The following is a 17,122-nucleotide window of genomic DNA, read 5'->3' as shown; positions in this document are numbered from 1 at the left end:
CCGAGAGACTCTCCGGATCGTGGCGCTCCGGGCGCGTGGGTCAGACGCCGGCGTAGGAGTGCAGGCCGGTGAAGAAGAAGTTGACCCCGAACAGGTTCATCAGCATGGTCAGGAAGCCCACGACGGCGATCCAGGTGGCCACGTTGCGCTTGACGCTCGGCGTGGCCCGGGCGTGCAGGTAGCCCGCGTAGACCACCCAGGAGATGAACGCCCAGGTCTCCTTCGGGTCCCAGCCCCAGGCGCGACCCCAGGCCGCCTCGGCCCAGATGGCCCCGGCGATCACCGCGAAGGTGAAGACCGGGAAGGCGAAGGCGTGCAGCGTGAAGGTCAGCCGCTCCAGGCCGGCCGCCGCCGGCAGCCGCCGGGCCAGGGTGTACGGGAAGCTCCGCTTCCCCCGCTCCCAGCCGGCCCGCATCAGGTACGCCACGGCCGGCACCACGCCCAGCAGGAAGATGCCCGAGGCGAAGATGATCGTCGACACGTGGATGATGAACCAGTACGACTGGAGCGCCGGCATCAGCGGCACGACCTGCACATAGAGCTTCAGCTCGGCGAACGCCAGCAGCAGCACCATGACCAGGGTCAGGAACAGCCCGAGCCGGCGCAGCGACGGCTGCTTCCAGAGCACCGCGAGCCAGGCCGCGGCCCCGATCCAGGTGACCGTCAGCACGAACTCGTACATGTTGCCCCAGGGCATCCGCTCGGCGGCGATGCCCCGGGTGACCACCGCGCCCAGGTGCAGCGCGGCGGCGAGCGTGGTGATCCAGGCGGCGATCCGCCCGGCCAGCACGGCGCGGGCGGCGGAGCGGTCGGGTCGGGTCGGAGCCGGGGTGACCGGCTCCTCGACCGTCCCGCCGGAGCCACCGACGCCAGCGCCGACCAGCTCCCGCGCCGGGGCGGCCGCCGGCACCTTCCGGGCGTTGCCCAGGGCGTACTCGACGGCGTGGCTGATCATCGCGACCAGGTACGCCAGGATCGCGAACGTGACCAGCTGGTCGGAGAGTGCGGACATCACTCGTCTCCTTCTCGCGCCCGCCGGTCGTCCCGCCCGTCGTCGCTGACCGCGGCGACGAGCTGCGCGAACTCGTCGGCGAACCCCGGATGCTCGGTGCGCGGGAGCCCACCGGCCTCCACCAAGCTACTACCGCTTGTCGGAGATCCGCCCTCGGGGGCCGAAATCCGGAACCAGACCCGGCGCCGCCGGGCGAACAGCGAGCCCATCAGGCCCAGGAGCAGCGTGCCGCAGGCGACCAGCATCATGGTCTGGCCGGGGGCGTGCCGGACCGAAATGGTGATGTACGGCTGGGTGCCCACGAACTCCAGCGTGCTGCCGTCGTCCAGGGTCCACTTCTCGCCGAGGCCGAGCTTCTTGTCGCCGATCTGCTTCAGCTTGCCGCTGCTGATCTGCCGCTGGTCGAGCTGGTAGACCGAACCGGGGATGCCGGCGTCCAGCCCCAGGTTGCCCCGGTACGCGGCCAGCACCACCGCCGGGTTCCGCTCCGCGGGGAACTGGGAGGAGACGAACGGCGCGCGGTCCGGTGCGGTGGGCAGGTAGAGCCCGTCGAAGGCGACCTGCTGGTCCGGGGCGCGCTTCCCCGTCTTCGGGTCGACGTTCGCGTCCGGGAACGCGGCGACGCCCTCCTCGGTGGCGTTCGCGTCGCCGGTCCGCAGGAACGGCGCCGTGCTGGTCTGGGTGCGGCCGTACTTGTCGGTGTACTTCAGGATCGGCGCGTACCCGTTGCCGAGCAGGTAGACGTTGGCCGAGCCGAGCCGCAGCGGCGAGTTGACCGAGAAGCCGGCGGTGCGGGTAGACCCGTCGTCCAGGTGGTCCACGGTCACGGTGGCCCAGTAGCGGGACGCCTGCCCGGAGGACAGGTAGTCCGCCTCGAACCTGTCCAGGGTGAGGCAGAACCCGGGCAGGTCGGCGCTGTCCACGCGCGGGCCGAGCGACGCCTCGGCGTACTGCTGGCGGGTGTTGCAGAAGGCGTTGTCGGCGCCGGCCACCAGGATCCGGTTGCCGTGCCAGCCGTACCAGGAGCCGAGCGCGACCCCGAGCAGGACGGCGACCAGCGAGACGTGGAAGAGCAGGTTGCCGGTCTCCTTGAGGTAGCCCTTCTCGGCGGAGACCTCGTTGCCGCGGACGGTGACCCGCCAGCGTCGCCGGCGCAGCACCGCCGCGATCGCCTCGGGGTCGGCGGCGGCCGGGGCCTCCAGCACGGCGTGCTGGGGCAGCCGCTCCAGGCGCTTCGGGGCGGCGGGCGGCCGCATCCGCAGCGCGCGGACGTGGTCGCGGGCCCGGGGCAGGATGCAGCCGACCAGCGAGGTGAAGAGCAGCAGGTAGATCGCGGAGAACCAGACCGAGCCGAAGACCTCGAACATGCCGAGCTGGTCGAGCCGGGGTGCCAGGTCGGGGTGGTCGACGAAGTACTCGTTGACCTTCTCCGGGCTGACCCCGCGCTGCGGCAGCACCGAGCCGGGAATGGCGGCGATCGCGAGCAGGAAGAGCAGGATCAGCGCGGTACGCATGCTGGTGAGCTGCCGCCACGAGTTGCGCAGCAGGGCCAGCACCGGGTTGACCCGGCGACGGGGCGCTCCGGCGGGCGGCGCGGCCGGCCGGTCGTCCACGGTCGTCATCAGATGCTCACCTCGCCCACGCCCACGTGCGTCTGCAACCAGATCACGAAGTCCTGCCAGCCGCCGGTGACCAGCGCCACGCCGATCAGGATCAGCAGTGCGCCGCCGATCCGGGTGACCCAGCGGCTGTTGCGCCGGACGGCGCGGAAGACCCCGAGCAGGCGGTGGAAGCCCAGCCCGAAGACGACGAACGGTACCCCCAGCCCGAGGCAGTACGCCACGGCGAGCAGCACCGCCCGGTCGGTCCGCCCGTCGACGGTGGCCATGCCGAGCACCGCGCCGAGGGTCGGGCCGGTGCACGGCAGCCAGCTCAGCGCGAAGACCGCGCCGAGGACGGGGGCGCCGAGCAGCCCGGCGGCGGGGAGCCGCCGGATGCGGAACTCGCGCTGCATGCCGGGGACCACGCCCAGGTAGCCGAGCCCGAGCACCACGATGAGCGCGCCGATGACGATCTCCAGCGTGCGCTCGTACTGGAAGAAGAGCTTGCCGACGCCGGAGAAGAGGATCGCGGTGGCGACGAACACGGCGGTGAAGCCGCCGATGAAGAGCAGCGTGCCGGCGAGAACCCGCCCCTTCACCGCGGCGGCCGAGCGGGCCGGCGCCGGGGGTGCCGCGACCGCCACGCCGCCGCCGGTCGGCTCGGCAGCCGCGGGTGCCGGGGCCGCCGTCCGGGTCCGGCCCTCCAGGTCCGCCCCGGCCAGCCCGGTGACGTACGACAGGTAGCCGGGCATCAGCGGCAGGACGCACGGGGAGAGGAAGCTGACCAGCCCGGCGAGCGCCGCGGCCCCGACGGCCAGCAGCACCGGGCCGGACTCGGCGAGCTGGCGGAACGTCTCGCCCATCAGCGGGATCCGGACGGCTGCTCGGCCGCGACCCGCTCGACGACGGGCTGCAGTTCGTCCCGGGTGATCGCCCGGCGGATCACCACGGCGACCCGGCCGTCCCGGTCCAGCACGACCGTCGCCGGCGTGGTGTTGGGCGGGATGTCGAAGTTGAGCGCCTGCCGGCTGGCCGGGTCGAAGAGGCTCGGGTAGGTGACCCGGCCCTCCTCGAAGGCGAGCGCCTTGTCCTTGCTGTCCTGCACGTTGATGCCGAGGAAGGCCACCCCGGAGGCCTTGGTGGCCTGGTAGGTGGCCTCCAGGTCGTCGACCTCCGCGCGACAGGGCGCGCACCAGGAGCCCCAGAAGTTGACCACGACCACCTGGCCGCGGGCCTGGGAGATGTCGTAGCTGCCGCCGGTGAGCAGCTCGCCGCTCACCTTCGGCGTCTTCGACCGCTGGTCGGGCGCGCAGGTGATGGTGACGCCGTCGCTCGCGCAGCGGCTCTCCTCGCTGCCGGAGGAGCAGCCGACCAGCGCCGTACCGGCGGTGACGGCGGCGAGCAGGGCGGCGACGAGCCTCCGGGTGCGCATCAGGCTCCCTTGGCTGTCCGGGCGGTCGGCGAGATCGCGATCAGGTGGGCGGCGGGCTCGGAGTAGCCGATACCGGCGATCTTGGCGCCGTCGAAGTGGAACGAGGTGAGGCTGGCCAGGCCGCACTGCCGCCTGCGCGGGTCGTGCCAGAGCCGCTTGCGCTCGACGTAGCGGCGCAGGGTCCAGATCGGGAGCTGGTGGGAGACGAGCACGGCCTCCCGCCCCTCGGCGGCGATCCGGGCGGCGTGCAGCGCCGCGAACATCCGCTCGGCGATCACCCGGTAGGCCTCGCCCCAGGACGGGGTGACCGGGTCGCGGAGCACCCACCAGTTGCGCGGGTCGCGGAACGAGCCGTCGCCCGGGGAGACCTTCTTGCCCTCGAACCAGTTCGCGCTCTCGATCAGCCGCTCGTCCACCCCGACCGGGAGGCCGAACTGCGCGGCGATCGGCTCGGCGGTCTGCTGGGCGCGCTCGAGCGGGCTGGCCACGACGTGCACCACGGTCCGCTCGGCGAGCGCCTGGGCGGCCGCCTTGGCCATCTGGACGCCCAGTTCGGAGAGGCGGAAACCGGGCAGCCGGCCGTAGAGGATGCCGTCCGGGTTGTACACCTCGCCGTGCCGCAGCACGTGGACCACCGTCTCGCTCACGCCTGTGCCCCCTTCGTTCGCGACTGCGGGGCTCGCAGACCCGGCTCACTCCTCGCGCTCACCGCTACCCCCCGTGTCCTGCCGCTGCCGCCGCGTTCGCCGCCGTCGGCAGGGCGGCGGCGATCTGGTCCAGGGCGGCGTCGTCGATCGCCGCCGACACGAACCAGGACTCGAACGCGCTCGGCGGCAGGTAGACGCCGGCGGCGAGCATGGCGTGGAAGAACGCCTTGAACGCGGGCACCTGCTGGGTGCGGGCGCTGTCGTAGTCCGCCACGTCGGCGTCGGTGAAGAAGATCGAGAACATGTTGCCCGCGGACGACAGGCGGTGCGGGACCCCGGCGGCGGCCAGCGCCTCGGTGGCGAGCTTGCCCACGGTGGCGGCCGTCTCGTCGAGGCGGCGGTAGAGCGCGTCGTCGGCCAGCCGGAGCGTGGCCAGGCCGGCGGCGCAGGCCAGCGGGTTTCCGGAGAGCGTGCCGGCCTGGTAGACCGGGCCGGCCGGGGCCAGCTTCGCCATGATCTCCGCGCGCCCGCCGAACGCCGCGGCGGGCAGCCCACCCCCCATGACCTTCCCGTACGTCCACAGGTCGGCATCCGACGGGTCGAGGCCGTGCCAGCCGGCGCGGGAGACCCGGAACCCGGTCATCACCTCGTCGACGATGAGCAGGGCGCCGTGCGCGTGGGCGATCCGGGCGAGCTGCTGGTTGAAGTCGTCACGCGGGGCGATCACGCCCATGTTGCCGGCGGCGGCCTCGGTGATGATCGCGGCGATGTGCGGGCCCTCGGCGGCGAAGGCCTCCTCGACCGCGCGCAGGTCGTTGTACGGCAGCACGATGGTGTCCCCGGCGGCCGCCCCGGTCACACCGGGCGAGTCGGGCAGGCCGAGGGTGGCCACGCCGGAACCGGCGGCGGCCAGCAGCGCGTCGGAGTGGCCGTGGTAGCAGCCGGAGAACTTGATGATCTTGGCGCGGCCGGTGAAACCGCGGGCCAGCCGGATCGCCGACATGGTCGCCTCGGTGCCCGAGTTGACCAGGCGAACCTGCTCCACCGGCGTACGCGCGACGATCTCCGCGGCCAGGTCGACCTCGCCCGGGGTCGGGGTGCCGAAGCTGGTGCCGAGCGCGGCGGCCTCGCGCAGCGCCTCGACCACCGCCGGGTGGGCGTGACCGAGGATCAGCGGGCCCCAGGAACAGACCAGGTCGACGTAGCGGCGACCGTCGGCGTCGAAGAGCCAGGGACCCTCCCCCCGGACCATGAAGCGCGGGGTGCCGCCGACGGCACGGAACGCGCGCACGGGGGAGTTGACCCCGCCGGGCACGATGGCCTTGGCGCGGTCGAACAGGGCCTCGGAGGCCGGTGCGTCGGCCGGGTAGCGGCCGGATCCGGCGGAAAAGGTATCGCTCACGATGCCGCCCATTGTGTCAGCGCCGGGCCGCAGATCGGCAGGCACCCCGCTTCGGGGGTTACCCGGCTCACGCCTCGTCCGTTCGGCGCGGGCGAGCGACGGGCGGGCCGCTCGACGGGCCCGTTCGTCGAGATCGCGATAGGCTGACCGGGTGGATCGTGCCGAACTGTCCATCACGCTACACCGGACGGGTGACGAAGCGGTGCTTCGCCTCGCCGGTGAGATCGACATGCTCACGGCCGCCCAGCTGTCGACAGTCGTCAACGAGGTGCTGGCCGATCCCCCGCCGCGCATCGTGCTCGACCTGGGCGGGGTCACCTTCTGCGACTCGCAGGGTCTCGGCACCCTCGTGGTGCTCAGCCGCAAGGCCAGCCACGCCCAGAGCCTGCTGGTCCTGAGCAACGTCGGCGACTTCCTCCTCCGCGTCCTGGACATCACAGGCCTCCGCTCGGCCCTGATGATCCGCAACGAAACAGCCCCCTGACGCGCCACCCTTTCGCGTTGATCAAGAGGTTTGCATCTGCTGAAGCCGGATTTCTGACGCAAACCTCTTGATCAACTGGGTCGAGGGGTCAGATGACGGGGACGTCGCGGCGGCGGAAGGCCGTCAGGCCGGTTGTTGCCAGGGCCAGCGCCACGATGGTGAGAGCCCAGAGGGGGGTTGCGCTCCAGGTTTCGCGGAGGACCTGGGGGGTGTGCGTGAACGGGGAGAGGTCCAGCAGCCACTGGTCGAGTTCGAGCACCGCGCCGAGCTGGCCGAGCAGCACGCAGACCGCCAGCACCGCCCAGGCCACCGGGGCGAGCCGGGGCAGCAGGCCGTAGAGCAGCACGGCGAGCCCGGCCAGCACCCAGGCGGCGGGCGCCTGCGCCAGCCCGGCGCCGAGCATCCGGGGCAGCTCCCGGGGCACGTCCTGCACGCTCAGCCCGTAGGTCAGGCCGGTGGCCAGGCCGGTCACGGCGAGCACCACCACCGGGCCGACCAGCGCGAACACCACGTGCGACAGCAGCCAGGTGGAACGGTGCGTGCCGGTGGCGAGCACCGGTTCGGCGTGCCCGGCGGTCTCCTCGGCGCGCATCCGCAGCGCGGCCTGGATGCCGTAGCCGGCCGCGGCCAGCCCGGCCAGGCTGAGCGTGGCGCCCAGGTAGGCGTCGGCCAGTCCGGAGGCCCCGCCGATCCGGGACATGATCTGTTCCAGCTGGGGGTTCCCCTCGACCGAGCGGCCGGCCGCCTCCGCGGCGCCGCCGAGGATCAGCCCGAGCAGGCCGAAGCCGACCGACCACCAGAGGATCTGCCCCCGGTGCAGCCGCCAGGCCAGCCCGAACGGGCCGGCGAGCCTCGGGCCGGCGGTGGCCGGCCCGAGCCGGGGCGGCAGCACTCCCGCGCCCAGGTCGCGGCGCACCGAGACCGGGTACGCGACCGCGGCGAGCAGCGCCGACGCCACCAGGGGCAGGGCCAGCACCCACCACCGCTCGCCCTCGAACGGCCGGATCCGGGGGGCCCAGCCCAGCGGGGACAGCCAGCTCGGCCAGTCGTTGCTGGCCGTGTCCCCGACCATCCGCAGCGCGAACGAGGCACCGAGAACGGCGATCCCGATGCCCCGGGCGCCGCCCGCCGTCTCGGTGAGCTGGGCGGCCAGGCCGCCGAGGGTGGCGAAGACCACCCCGGTCAGCGCGGTGCCGAGGCCGTACGCGTACGAGCCGGCCGCCGGCAGCCCGGTGGAGGCCAGCCCGGCCGCGGTGAGCAGGCCGAGCACCAGGTCGGCCGCGTACGTGACGAGCAGCGCGGCGGTCAGTCCAGCGTGCCGCCCGAGCACTCCGCCGCCGAGCAGTTCCCGCCGGCCGGCCTCCTCCTCGACGCGGGTGTGCCGGATGACCGTGAGCAGGCTGGCCAGCGCCACGATGACCAGCAGGAAGCCGCCGCGCTGGGCGGTCAGCGCGCCGACGCTCTCCCCGTAGACCGGGCCGAGCAGCGCGACGATCGAGGGGTTGCGGGCGGTGCCGGCGGCGTACGCGGCCCGCTCGGCGTCGGTGGGGAACAGCTCGAAGAAGCTGGTCGCGTACGTCATCGGGAGCACGGCGAGGACCAGCACCCAGAGCGGGAGCAGGACCCGGTCGCGGCGCAGGATGAGCCGGGCCAGATGGCGCGTGCCGGCGAGGGTGCTCATCGGGTCAGCTCCTCGGGGACCGCCTCGTAGTGCCGCAGGAACAGCTCCTCCAGCGTCGGGGGCGTGCTGACCAGGCTGCGCACTCCCAGCTCGGTGAGGCGACGCAGGGCGGAGTCCAGCGCGGCGGAATCCACGTCGAAGCGCACCCGGTTGCCGTCCACCCGCAGGTCGTGCACGCCGGGCAGGTCGGCCAGCCCGTTGAGCGGGGCGGCAACCTCGGCGTCGATCGAGGTGCGGTGCAGGTGGCGCAGCTCGGTGAGGGTGCCGGACTCGACGGCCCGGCCGTTCCGGATGATCGTGAGCCGGTCGCAGAGCGCCTCGACCTCGGCCAGGATGTGGCTGGAGAGCAGCACGGTGCGGCCGTCCTGCTTGGCCCGGCGTACCCAGTGCTGGAAGACCTCCTCCATGAGCGGGTCGAGCCCGGAGGTCGGCTCGTCGAGGATGAGCAGCTCGACGTCGGAGGCGAGCGCGGCCACGAGGCCGACCTTCTGCCGGTTGCCCTTCGAGTAGGCCCGGCCCTTCTTGCGCGGGTCCAGCTCGAAGGACTCCAGCAGCTCGGCCCGGCGCTTCGGGTCGAGCCCGCCGCGCAGCCGGCCGAGCAGGTCGATCACCTCACCGCCGCTCAGGTTGGGCCACAGGGTGACGTCGCCGGGCACGTACGCGAGCCGGCGGTGCAGGGCCACGGCGTCCCGCCAGGGATCGCCGCCGAGCAGCCGGACGGCCCCCGCGTCCGCCCGCAGCAGACCGAGCAGCACCCGGATGGTGGTCGACTTGCCGGCGCCGTTGGGGCCCAGGAAGCCGTGTACCTCGCCGGCGCGGACGGTCAGGTCGAGTCCGTCGAGCGCTCGGGTCCGGCCGAAGGTCTTCACCAGGCCGGACACCGCAATGGGAGTTTCCATACTTCGGAAGCTACGCTCGTTTCACAAACTTGTGAAGACAGTGAGATCTGAGAGACGATCAGGTGTGATGAGCGAGACGACACCGATGACAGAGCCGCCCCACCGGGACGAGGAAGAGGTCCACCTCTTCGTCGAACGGATGGCGATGGCCTTCGCGGACGTCGGCTTCCCCCGGATGGCCGGCCGGGTGCTGTTCACCGTGATGAGCGCGGACGAGCCGCTGACCGCCGCCGAGATCGGCGAACGGCTGGGGGTCAGCGCGGCGGCCGTGTCCGGCGCGGTGCGCTACCTCACCCAGTTCGCCATGCTGGTCCGCGAGCCGGTCAAGGGCTCCCGGCGGGACCGCTACCGGATGCCGGCCAACCCCTGGTACGAGGCCACCATCACCAAGACCGGCCTCTACAAGAACTTCATCGACATCGCCAGCGGCGGGGTGGACGCGCTGCACGGGCGGAACACCCCGGCGGGCGAGCGGGTGGCCGAGATGCGGGACTTCTTCCTTTTCGTACAGGAGGAGATCGACGCCCTCGGCGAACGGTGGCGGGCCCGGCGCGCCGCGACCGGGCACGGCGACCGGGCCGACGCCTGAGCGCTCAGGCCGTGTTGCCCCAGCGGGCCTGCTCCAGCAGGTCCACCGCGCGCTCCCGGGACTCCGCGTCGTCGTCGGCGCGCAGCAGCGCGGTCGCCTCGTCCACGGCGTCGGTGAGCACCCGCCACTGGGCGTCGCGTTCCCGGACCAGATCCGACTGGGCGGCGAGCTGCCGGGTCTTGACCCACAGCTCGACGAAGACCGACACCTTGGCCCGCAGCACCCAGGGGTCGAAGGGCTTGGTCAGGTAGTCGACCGCGCCGACCGCGTAGCCCCGCAGGGCGAGCTGGGCGTCCTTGTCCGCCGCGGTCAGGAAGATGATCGGCACGTGCCGGGTCCGCTCCCGCCGCTTGATGTGGGTGGCGGTCTCGAAGCCGTCCATGTCCGGCATCTGGGCGTCCAGCAGGATCACCGCGAAGTCGTCCACCAGGAGCTGCTTGAGCGCCGCCTCGCCGCTCTCCACGGCGACCGACTGCACCGGAAGCCCCTGGAGGATCGCCTCCAGGGCCATCAGGTTCTCCCGCCGGTCGTCCACCAGCAGCGCCTTGGCCATCTGGGTCACGGATTCTCCTCGCCTCGGCTCCGGCCGATCCAGGACGCCATCAGCTCGATGAGCTCGTCCAGGTCCACCGGCTTGGTGATGTAGTCGCTACCCCCGGCCGCGATCGCCGACTCCCGGTCACCGGGCATCGCCTTCGCGGTCAGGAACACGATCGGCAGGTCCGCGAAGCGGTGGTTGCGCCGGATCTGCGCCGTCGTCTCGTAGCCGTCCTGGTCCGGCATCATCGCGTCCATCAACACGATGTCCACCTCCGGATGCTCGGCCAGCTGGCGGACGCCGTCCGCCCCGTTGTCCGAGTACAACACGGTCATCCCGTGAAGTTCCAACGCAGAGGTCAGCGCGAACACGTTCCGGACGTCGTCGTCGATGATCAGAACGGTCACGCCCTCCAGCCGGCGGGTCGCCGGCGTCTCCTGCGGCTGCGGCAGCTCCATGGGCATGAGCAGGGACGACGGCAGGCCCGCGCGCTGCGGCGAGGGCGGCGCCGGCGCCACCACCGCGTCCGGTGCCAGCACATCGGGTACGAAGAGGGTGAACGTCGACCCCTGCCCGGGCGCCGAGGACACCGTGATCGTTCCGCCGAGCAGGCGGGCCAGGTCCCGGCTGATGGACAGGCCCAGGCCCGTGCCGCCGTAGCGCCGGCTGGTGGTGCCGTCGGCCTGCTGGAACGCTTCGAAGATCAGCGAGAGCTTGTCGTCCGAGATGCCGATGCCGGTGTCGATCACGGTGAACGCGATGACCTGCCGGGCATTGGTCAGCGCCGGCACGTCGAAGACCGCGTTCTCGGCGGCCGGCGCGATCCGCAGGGTCACCGCGCCGTTGTCGGTGAACTTCACCGCGTTGGAGAGCAGGTTGCGCAGGATCTGCTGCAACCGCTGGGCGTCGGTGACCAGCGCCGGCGGCAGCTCCTTGCTGATCCGGACCTGGAAGTCGAGGCCCTTCTCCTCGGCCTGCGGCGCGAACGCCTGCTCGACGTAGCCGCGGATCTCGGAGAAGTGGATCTCGGTCGGCTCCACGTCCATCCGGCCCGCCTCGATCTTGGACAGGTCGAGGATGTCGTCGATCAGGGAGAGCAGGTCCGACCCCGCGCTGTGGATGGTCCGCGCGAACTCGATCTGCTTCGGGCTCAGGTTCTGCTCCGGGTTCTCGGCGAGCAGCCGGGCCAGCAGGAGCAACGAGTTCAGCGGCGTACGCAGCTCGTGGCTCATGTTGGCCAGGAACTCCGACTTGTACGCCGACGCCCGGGTGAGCTGCTGCGCCTTCTCCTCCAGGCCGAGCCGGGCCAGTTCGATCTCCCGGTTCTGCGTCTCGATGTTGGTCTTCTGCTCGGAGAGCAGCTTCGCCTTGTCCTCCAGCTCGGCGTTGGTGCGCTGGAGTTCCGCCGACTGCTCCTGCATCTCGTGCGCCAGCCGCTGCGACTGCGCGAGCAGTTCCTCCGTACGCCGGTTGGCCTGGATGGTGTTGACGGCGACGCCGATGGTGAGCACCAGCCGCTCCAGGAACGCCAGGTGCAGCTCGGAGAAGGTGGTCACGCCGGCGAACTCGATCACGCCGAGCAGCTCGCCCTCGAAGAGGACCGGCAGCACCACCAGGTCGGCCGGGGGCGTCTCGGCCAGACCGGACCGGAGCACCAGGCGCCCGTCGGGCTGGGTGTTGACCCGGATGGTCCGCCGGGACAGGGCGGCCTGCCCGACCAGCCCCTCGCCGGGCCCGAAGGTCACGTCGTGCCCCCGGGCGACGTAGCCGTAGGAGGCGGTGAGCCGCAGCCGCATGCTGCCCTCGGAGCTGTCCGCCAGGAAGAACGCGCCGAGCTGCGCGTCGACCAGCGGGGTCACCTCCATCATGATCATGCGGCAGACCTCGCCGAGATCCCGCTGGCCCTGGAGCAGGCCGCCGATCCGGGCCAGGTTCGAGTCGAGCCAGCCCTGCTCGGCGTTCTTCTTGGTCGTCTCCCGGAGGGTGACGATCATCTGGTTGATGTTGTCCTTCAGCTCGGCGACCTCGCCCTGCGCCTTGACGCTGATCCGCTGGGTCAGGTCGCCGCGGGTCACCGAGGTGGAGACCTGGGAGATCGCCCGGAGCTGCGTGGTCAGGGTGGACGCGAGCTGGTTGACGTTCTCGGTGAGGTCGCGCCAGGTGCCGGACACGCCCTTCACCTGGGCCTGGCCGCCCAGCTTGCCCTCGATGCCGACCTCGCGGGCCACCCGGGTCACCTCGTCGGCGAACGAGGAGAGCTGGTCGACCATCGTGTTGACCGTCGACTTCAGCTCCAGGATCTCGCCCTGCGCGTCCACCGTGATCTTCTGCGACAGGTCACCCTTGGCGACGGCGGTGGTGACCGAGGCGATGTTCCGCACCTGGCTGGTCAGGTTCGACGCCATCGAGTTCACGTTGTCGGTCAGGTCCCGCCAGGTGCCGGAGACGCCCTTCACCTGGGCCTGACCGCCCAGCTTGCCCTCGGTGCCCACCTCACGGGCCACCCGGGTCACCTCGTCGGCGAACGACGAGAGCTGGTCGACCATCGTGTTGACCGTCGACTTCAGCTCCAGGATCTCGCCCTGCGCGTCCACCGTGATCTTCTGCGACAGGTCACCCTTGGCCACCGCCGTCGACACCTGGGCGATGTTCCGCACCTGGGCGGTCAGGTTCGACGCCATCGAGTTCACGTTGTCGGTCAGGTCGCGCCAGGTGCCGGCGACGCCGCGTACCTGGGCCTGACCGCCCAGCTTGCCCTCGGTGCCCACCTCGCGGGCCACCCGGGTCACCTCGTCGGCGAACGACGAGAGCTGGTCGACCATCGTGTTGACCGTCGACTTCAGCTCCAGGATCTCGCCCCGGGCATCCACGGTGATCTTCTGGCCCAGGTCGCCCTTGGCGACCGCGGTGGTGACCGAGGCGATGTTCCGCACCTGACTGGTCAGGTTCGACGCCATCGAGTTCACGTTGTCGGTCAGGTCCCGCCAGGTGCCGGACACGCCCTTCACCTGAGCCTGACCGCCCAGCTTGCCCTCGGTGCCCACCTCGCGGGCCACCCGGGTCACCTCGTCGGCGAACGAGGAGAGCTGGTCGACCATGGTGTTCACGGTGTTCTTCAGCTCCAGGATCTCGCCCTGCGCGTCCACCGTGATCTTCTGCGACAGGTCACCCTTGGCCACCGCCGTGGAGACCTGCGAGATGTTCCGGACCTGGCTGGTCAGGTTGCCGGCCAGCTGGTTGACGTTCTCGGTGAGGTCGCGCCAGGTGCCGGAGACCCCGCGCACCTGGGCCTGACCGCCCAGCTTGCCCTCGATGCCCACCTCGCGGGCCACCCGGGTCACCTCGTCCGCGAACGACGAGAGCTGGTCCACCATCGTGTTCACGGTGTCCTTCAGCTCCAGGATCTCGCCCTGCGCCGCCACGGTGATCTTCTGGGACAGGTCGCCGCGGGCCACCGCGGTCGAGACCTGGGCGATGTTGCGGACCTGGCTGGTCAGGTTCGACGCCATCGAGTTGACGCTGTCGGTCAGGTCCTTCCAGGTGCCGGCCACGTTCGGCACCTCGGCCTGGCCGCCGAGCTTCCCGTCGGTGCCCACCTCGCGGGCCACCCGGGTCACCTGCTCGGCGAAGAGCCGCAGCGTGTCGGTGAGCGAGTTCATCGTGTCGGCCAGCTCGGCCACCTCGCCGCGGGCGCCGACCGTGATCTTCTGCGACAGGTCGCCCTTCGCCACCGCGGTCGCCACCTGTGAGATCGAGCGCACCTGGCCGGTGAGGTTCGACGCCATGGTGTTCACCGAGTCGGTGAGGTCCTTCCAGGTGCCGGCGACGCCACGGACGTCGGCCTGGCCGCCCAGCTTGCCCTCGGTGCCCACCTCCCGGGCCACCCGGGTCACCTCGTCGGCGAACGACGAGAGCTGGTCCACCATCGTGTTCACGGTCCGGCCGATGCGCAGGTACTCACCGCGCAGCGGCCGGCCGTCGATCTCCAGCGCCATGTGCTGGGACAGGTCGCCGTCGGCCACCGCCACGATCACCCGGGCGATCTCGGTGGTCGGGCGGCCCAGGTCGTCGATCAGCGAGTTGACCGCCCGCTGCCCCTCCGCCCAGGAGCCGTCCAGGCCCTCGTCGTCGAGGCGCTCGGTCAGCCGGCCGTCACGGCCGACGACCCGGCTGATCCGGCGCAGGTCGAGGTGCTGCCGCTCCTGGAGCGACACCACGTCGTTGAAGGTGTCCGCCACCTCGCCGGCCAGGCCGGCCCGTCGGGGCAGGCGGACCCGGAGGTCGCCGCGACGCACCCGCCGCAGCGCCTCGACCAGCTCACCGAGGAGCACCTCGTGGTCGTCCCCGGCTACCGCTTGTTTCGCCGTGGTCATTCAGTTCCTCGCTCAGCTCGGGGGCCATCAGGCTCGTGCCGACACGCGGCCATCCCACCATTCTGCCGCGTGTCACGTCGAGGCCATCGATGCCGAGCGGACGCCACGCCCGATCTGTCCCCCGCCGGCCGGTTCGGCGGAGCGGCTTGGCACCCGGGGTGACGGCGGTGGAGGATACGAAGGTGTCAGCGGAGGCGGGGCCGGCGATGAACGGCGGCTCGGACGAGCACGTCCGGCGGGTCCGCCTCCCCGCCGACCGGCGCACCCCCGCGGCGGCCCGGGCGCTGGTGCGGTCCGTGCTGGCCGAGGCGGAGCTGCACGAGCTGCTCAACGAGGCGCTGCTGCTCACCACCGAACTCACCACCAACGCGGTCGAGCATGCCCGCACCGAACTGGACATCGAGGTCGAAGCCGACCCGGCGGGGCTCACCGTCACGGTGACCGACTTCGCCGCCGGCCCCGTCGACGAGCTTCTCGTCGGCGTCCGGAACACCACCTCCGACATCACCGAGGTGGCCGAGCGCGGGCGCGGCCTGCTGCTGGTCGACCACTTCGCCAGCCGGTGGGGCACCACCTACCTCCCGACCGGGAAGGGCGTCTGGTTCCGGCTCGACCGGTCCGGCCCGGGGGCGGCCATCCCGGCTGCCGGCGCGGCCGAGACCCGCGCGGCGCTGGCCGCCCCGACCGGCACGGACGGGGGCACCCCGAGCGCCGCCGCGATGAGCGAGCTCATGCAGACCACCCCCGACCCGTACGCGGACGACCCGCTGCCCGAGTTCGCCGCCGGGCTGCTGACGCGGGTCGCCGAGATGGTCGGCGCGGCCGGCGGCGTGGTGCGCCTGGACCGCGGGGACGGGCAGGGCAGCCAGGTGCTCGCCCGCTACGGCCGGCAGCCCCGGGAGGGCAACGAGCTGCTCCGCGTCCCGCTCGCCGTGCACCGCCCGTACGCCGGCGAGCTGGAGCTGGACGCGGCGCCCTCGGCGTACGCCCGGCCGCTGGCGGTGCTGGCCGCCGAGCGGCTCTCCCTGCACCTGGAGAACGACCGGCTGCGCCGGGCCGACGTACGCCGCTCCGCCTGGCTGACCTTCCTCGCCGAGGCGAGCGAACTGCTCGCCCAGTCGCTGGACGTCGAGCTGACCATGGCCCTCGTCCCGCAGCTCGTGGTGCCCCGGCTGGGCCAGTGGTGCGCCGTGCACACCACGGACGAGTGGGGGCGGCTGCGGCTCGCCGCGGCCAGCCACGCCGACGAGGCGGTGCTGCCGCAGCTGCACCGGGTGCTCCAGGAGACCGGCCCGGACTCGATCCAGGCCCGGCTGCGGGAGGCGTCCCGGAGCGCGGCGCAGGTGCCGCTGAGCGGGCCCATGGAGGGCTTCGCCGTACCCCTGATCGCCCGCGGGCAGCGGCTCGGCACCCTCGCCGTGGGCCGCCACCAGCGGCACCGGCACGACCCCGACGAGGTGTCGGTGCTGGAGGACGTGGCCCGGCGGGCCGCGCTGGCCATCGAGAACGCCCGGATCCACGCCGAGCGCCGGCGGGTCGCGCAGACCCTCCAGCAGTCGCTGCTGCCCCCGGTGCTCCCGGTGGTCGAGGGCATCGGCTTCGCCGCCGAGTACGTCCCGACCGGCGACGACGCCGACGTCGGCGGCGACTTCTACGACGTCGTGCCGCTGCCGGACGGCCGGTGGCTGGTGGTCATCGGCGACGTCTCCGGCAAGGGCGTCCAGGCGGCGGCGGTGACCGGCCTGGTCCGCGATGTCATCCGGGTGCTGGTGGGCGACGGCAAGCCACTGCCGGAGGTGCTCGGCCGGCTCAACGAGACGCTTGTCGAACGGGGTGGCGGCCGCTACTGCACGCTGGCGCTGGCGGCCGTCGGGCCGGGCGACGGCGACCAGCTCGACGTCTCCCTGCACCTGGCCGGGCACGACCGGCCCGTGCTGCTGCACGGCGGCGGCGGTGCCGGCTTCGTCGGCACCGGCGGCACCGCGCTCGGCCTGCTCGACTCGATCGCCACCCCGACCGCCGAGATCGCGCTCAAGCCGGGCGACGCGCTGATCTTCTACACCGACGGGGTCACCGAGCGGCGCCGCGGCCGGGAACTGTTCGGTACCGACCGCCTGCGCGAGTCGGCGGCCCCCCTGGCCGGCTACTCGGCGGACGTGATCGCCGCCCGCCTCCGCGCCACCGCCATCGCCTTCTCGGTCGAACCACCCCGCGACGACATAGCCATCCTGGTCCTCCGCAACGACCGTCTCTGACCCTCCCGGGCCCTTCCGCTGTTGATCATGAGGTTGGCGGCACTTCCTGTCCCTTTTGTCGCCGCCAACCCCATGATCAAGAACCGGTGCGACCGGCCTGAACGAGCGCCAGGCCGGCCCACCAGGTTGATCAAGAGGTTTGCGTCAACTCCGGCCGGAATTCCGACGCAAACCTCTTGGTCAACTCTCGCGCGTGTCCGCCGGGCGTT

At 72.2% G+C, this 17,122-nt stretch carries 13 protein-coding genes; 3 read left to right on the top strand and 10 right to left on the bottom strand.

Annotation, left to right across the window (positions count from 1 at the left end; genetic code table 11):
• Positions 1-40: 40 nt before the first annotated feature.
• From ccsB to hemL, 6 genes are all read right to left on the bottom strand, one after another.
• Positions 41-1,012 (bottom strand): c-type cytochrome biogenesis protein CcsB, encoded by a 972-nt coding sequence (ccsB, locus tag ACW0Q9_RS13330; protein ID WP_456181078.1) that lies wholly within the window; start codon positions 1,010-1,012, stop codon positions 41-43.
• Positions 1,012-2,634, bottom strand: coding sequence for a cytochrome c biogenesis protein ResB (locus tag ACW0Q9_RS13325; protein WP_456181076.1), 1,623 nt, complete (start codon positions 2,632-2,634; stop codon positions 1,012-1,014). Before ACW0Q9_RS13325 ends, ccsB begins: the two co-directional genes overlap by 1 nt.
• On the bottom strand, positions 2,634-3,476 hold the full coding sequence (locus tag ACW0Q9_RS13320) for a cytochrome c biogenesis CcdA family protein (protein WP_456181074.1): 843 nt from the start codon (positions 3,474-3,476) through the stop codon (positions 2,634-2,636). The genes ACW0Q9_RS13325 and ACW0Q9_RS13320 overlap by 1 nt, the downstream gene beginning before the upstream one ends.
• A complete protein-coding gene (locus tag ACW0Q9_RS13315; protein ID WP_456181073.1) occupies positions 3,476-4,045 on the bottom strand; it encodes a TlpA family protein disulfide reductase in 570 nt (189 codons plus the stop codon). The genes ACW0Q9_RS13320 and ACW0Q9_RS13315 overlap by 1 nt, the downstream gene beginning before the upstream one ends.
• Complete coding sequence (locus ACW0Q9_RS13310; RefSeq protein WP_456181071.1) at positions 4,045-4,692, bottom strand: histidine phosphatase family protein; 648 nt, start codon at positions 4,690-4,692, stop codon at positions 4,045-4,047. The genes ACW0Q9_RS13315 and ACW0Q9_RS13310 overlap by 1 nt, the downstream gene beginning before the upstream one ends.
• Before the next feature lie 64 nt (positions 4,693-4,756).
• Complete coding sequence (gene hemL / locus ACW0Q9_RS13305) at positions 4,757-6,094, bottom strand: glutamate-1-semialdehyde 2,1-aminomutase (protein ID WP_456181069.1); 1,338 nt, start codon at positions 6,092-6,094, stop codon at positions 4,757-4,759.
• A 151-nt stretch (positions 6,095-6,245) separates the two neighbouring features.
• Here hemL and ACW0Q9_RS13300 point away from each other — a divergent pair, with 151 nt between their 5' ends.
• Positions 6,246-6,578, top strand: a complete 333-nt coding sequence (locus tag ACW0Q9_RS13300) for an STAS domain-containing protein (RefSeq protein ID WP_091261368.1) — start codon at positions 6,246-6,248, stop codon at positions 6,576-6,578.
• An 88-nt stretch (positions 6,579-6,666) separates the two neighbouring features.
• On the opposite strand, the gene ACW0Q9_RS13295 is transcribed toward ACW0Q9_RS13300, so the two are convergent.
• Positions 6,667-8,259, bottom strand: a complete 1,593-nt coding sequence (locus ACW0Q9_RS13295) for an ABC transporter permease (protein ID WP_456181067.1) — start codon at positions 8,257-8,259, stop codon at positions 6,667-6,669.
• Positions 8,256-9,158, bottom strand: a complete 903-nt coding sequence (locus tag ACW0Q9_RS13290; RefSeq protein WP_456181065.1) for an ABC transporter ATP-binding protein — start codon at positions 9,156-9,158, stop codon at positions 8,256-8,258. Before ACW0Q9_RS13290 ends, ACW0Q9_RS13295 begins: the two co-directional genes overlap by 4 nt.
• Before the next feature lie 67 nt (positions 9,159-9,225).
• Here ACW0Q9_RS13290 and ACW0Q9_RS13285 point away from each other — a divergent pair, with 67 nt between their 5' ends.
• Positions 9,226-9,747 (top strand): GbsR/MarR family transcriptional regulator, encoded by a 522-nt coding sequence (locus ACW0Q9_RS13285; RefSeq protein ID WP_456181063.1) that lies wholly within the window; start codon positions 9,226-9,228, stop codon positions 9,745-9,747.
• Positions 9,748-9,751: 4 nt separating this feature from the next.
• Here ACW0Q9_RS13285 and ACW0Q9_RS13280 read toward each other — a convergent pair whose 3' ends face one another.
• The gene (locus ACW0Q9_RS13280) at positions 9,752-10,309 is read right to left on the bottom strand and encodes a response regulator (protein WP_355638321.1); all 558 of its coding nucleotides are present in this window, start codon (positions 10,307-10,309) and stop codon (positions 9,752-9,754) included.
• Positions 10,306-14,658, bottom strand: a complete 4,353-nt coding sequence (locus ACW0Q9_RS13275; RefSeq protein ID WP_456181061.1) for a HAMP domain-containing protein — start codon at positions 14,656-14,658, stop codon at positions 10,306-10,308. Before ACW0Q9_RS13275 ends, ACW0Q9_RS13280 begins: the two co-directional genes overlap by 4 nt.
• 182 nt (positions 14,659-14,840) lie before the next feature.
• On the opposite strand from ACW0Q9_RS13275, the gene ACW0Q9_RS13270 reads away from it, so the two are divergent.
• Positions 14,841-16,913: a SpoIIE family protein phosphatase gene (locus tag ACW0Q9_RS13270; RefSeq protein WP_456181059.1), complete on the top strand. Its 2,073-nt coding sequence runs from the start codon at positions 14,841-14,843 to the stop codon at positions 16,911-16,913.
• Positions 16,914-17,122 lie beyond the last annotated feature (209 nt).

This window comes from Micromonospora sp. I033 (assembly GCF_053890995.1).
The sequence above is the reverse complement of the archived record's forward strand: the minus strand, read 5'-3'. Positions and strand labels throughout refer to the sequence as shown.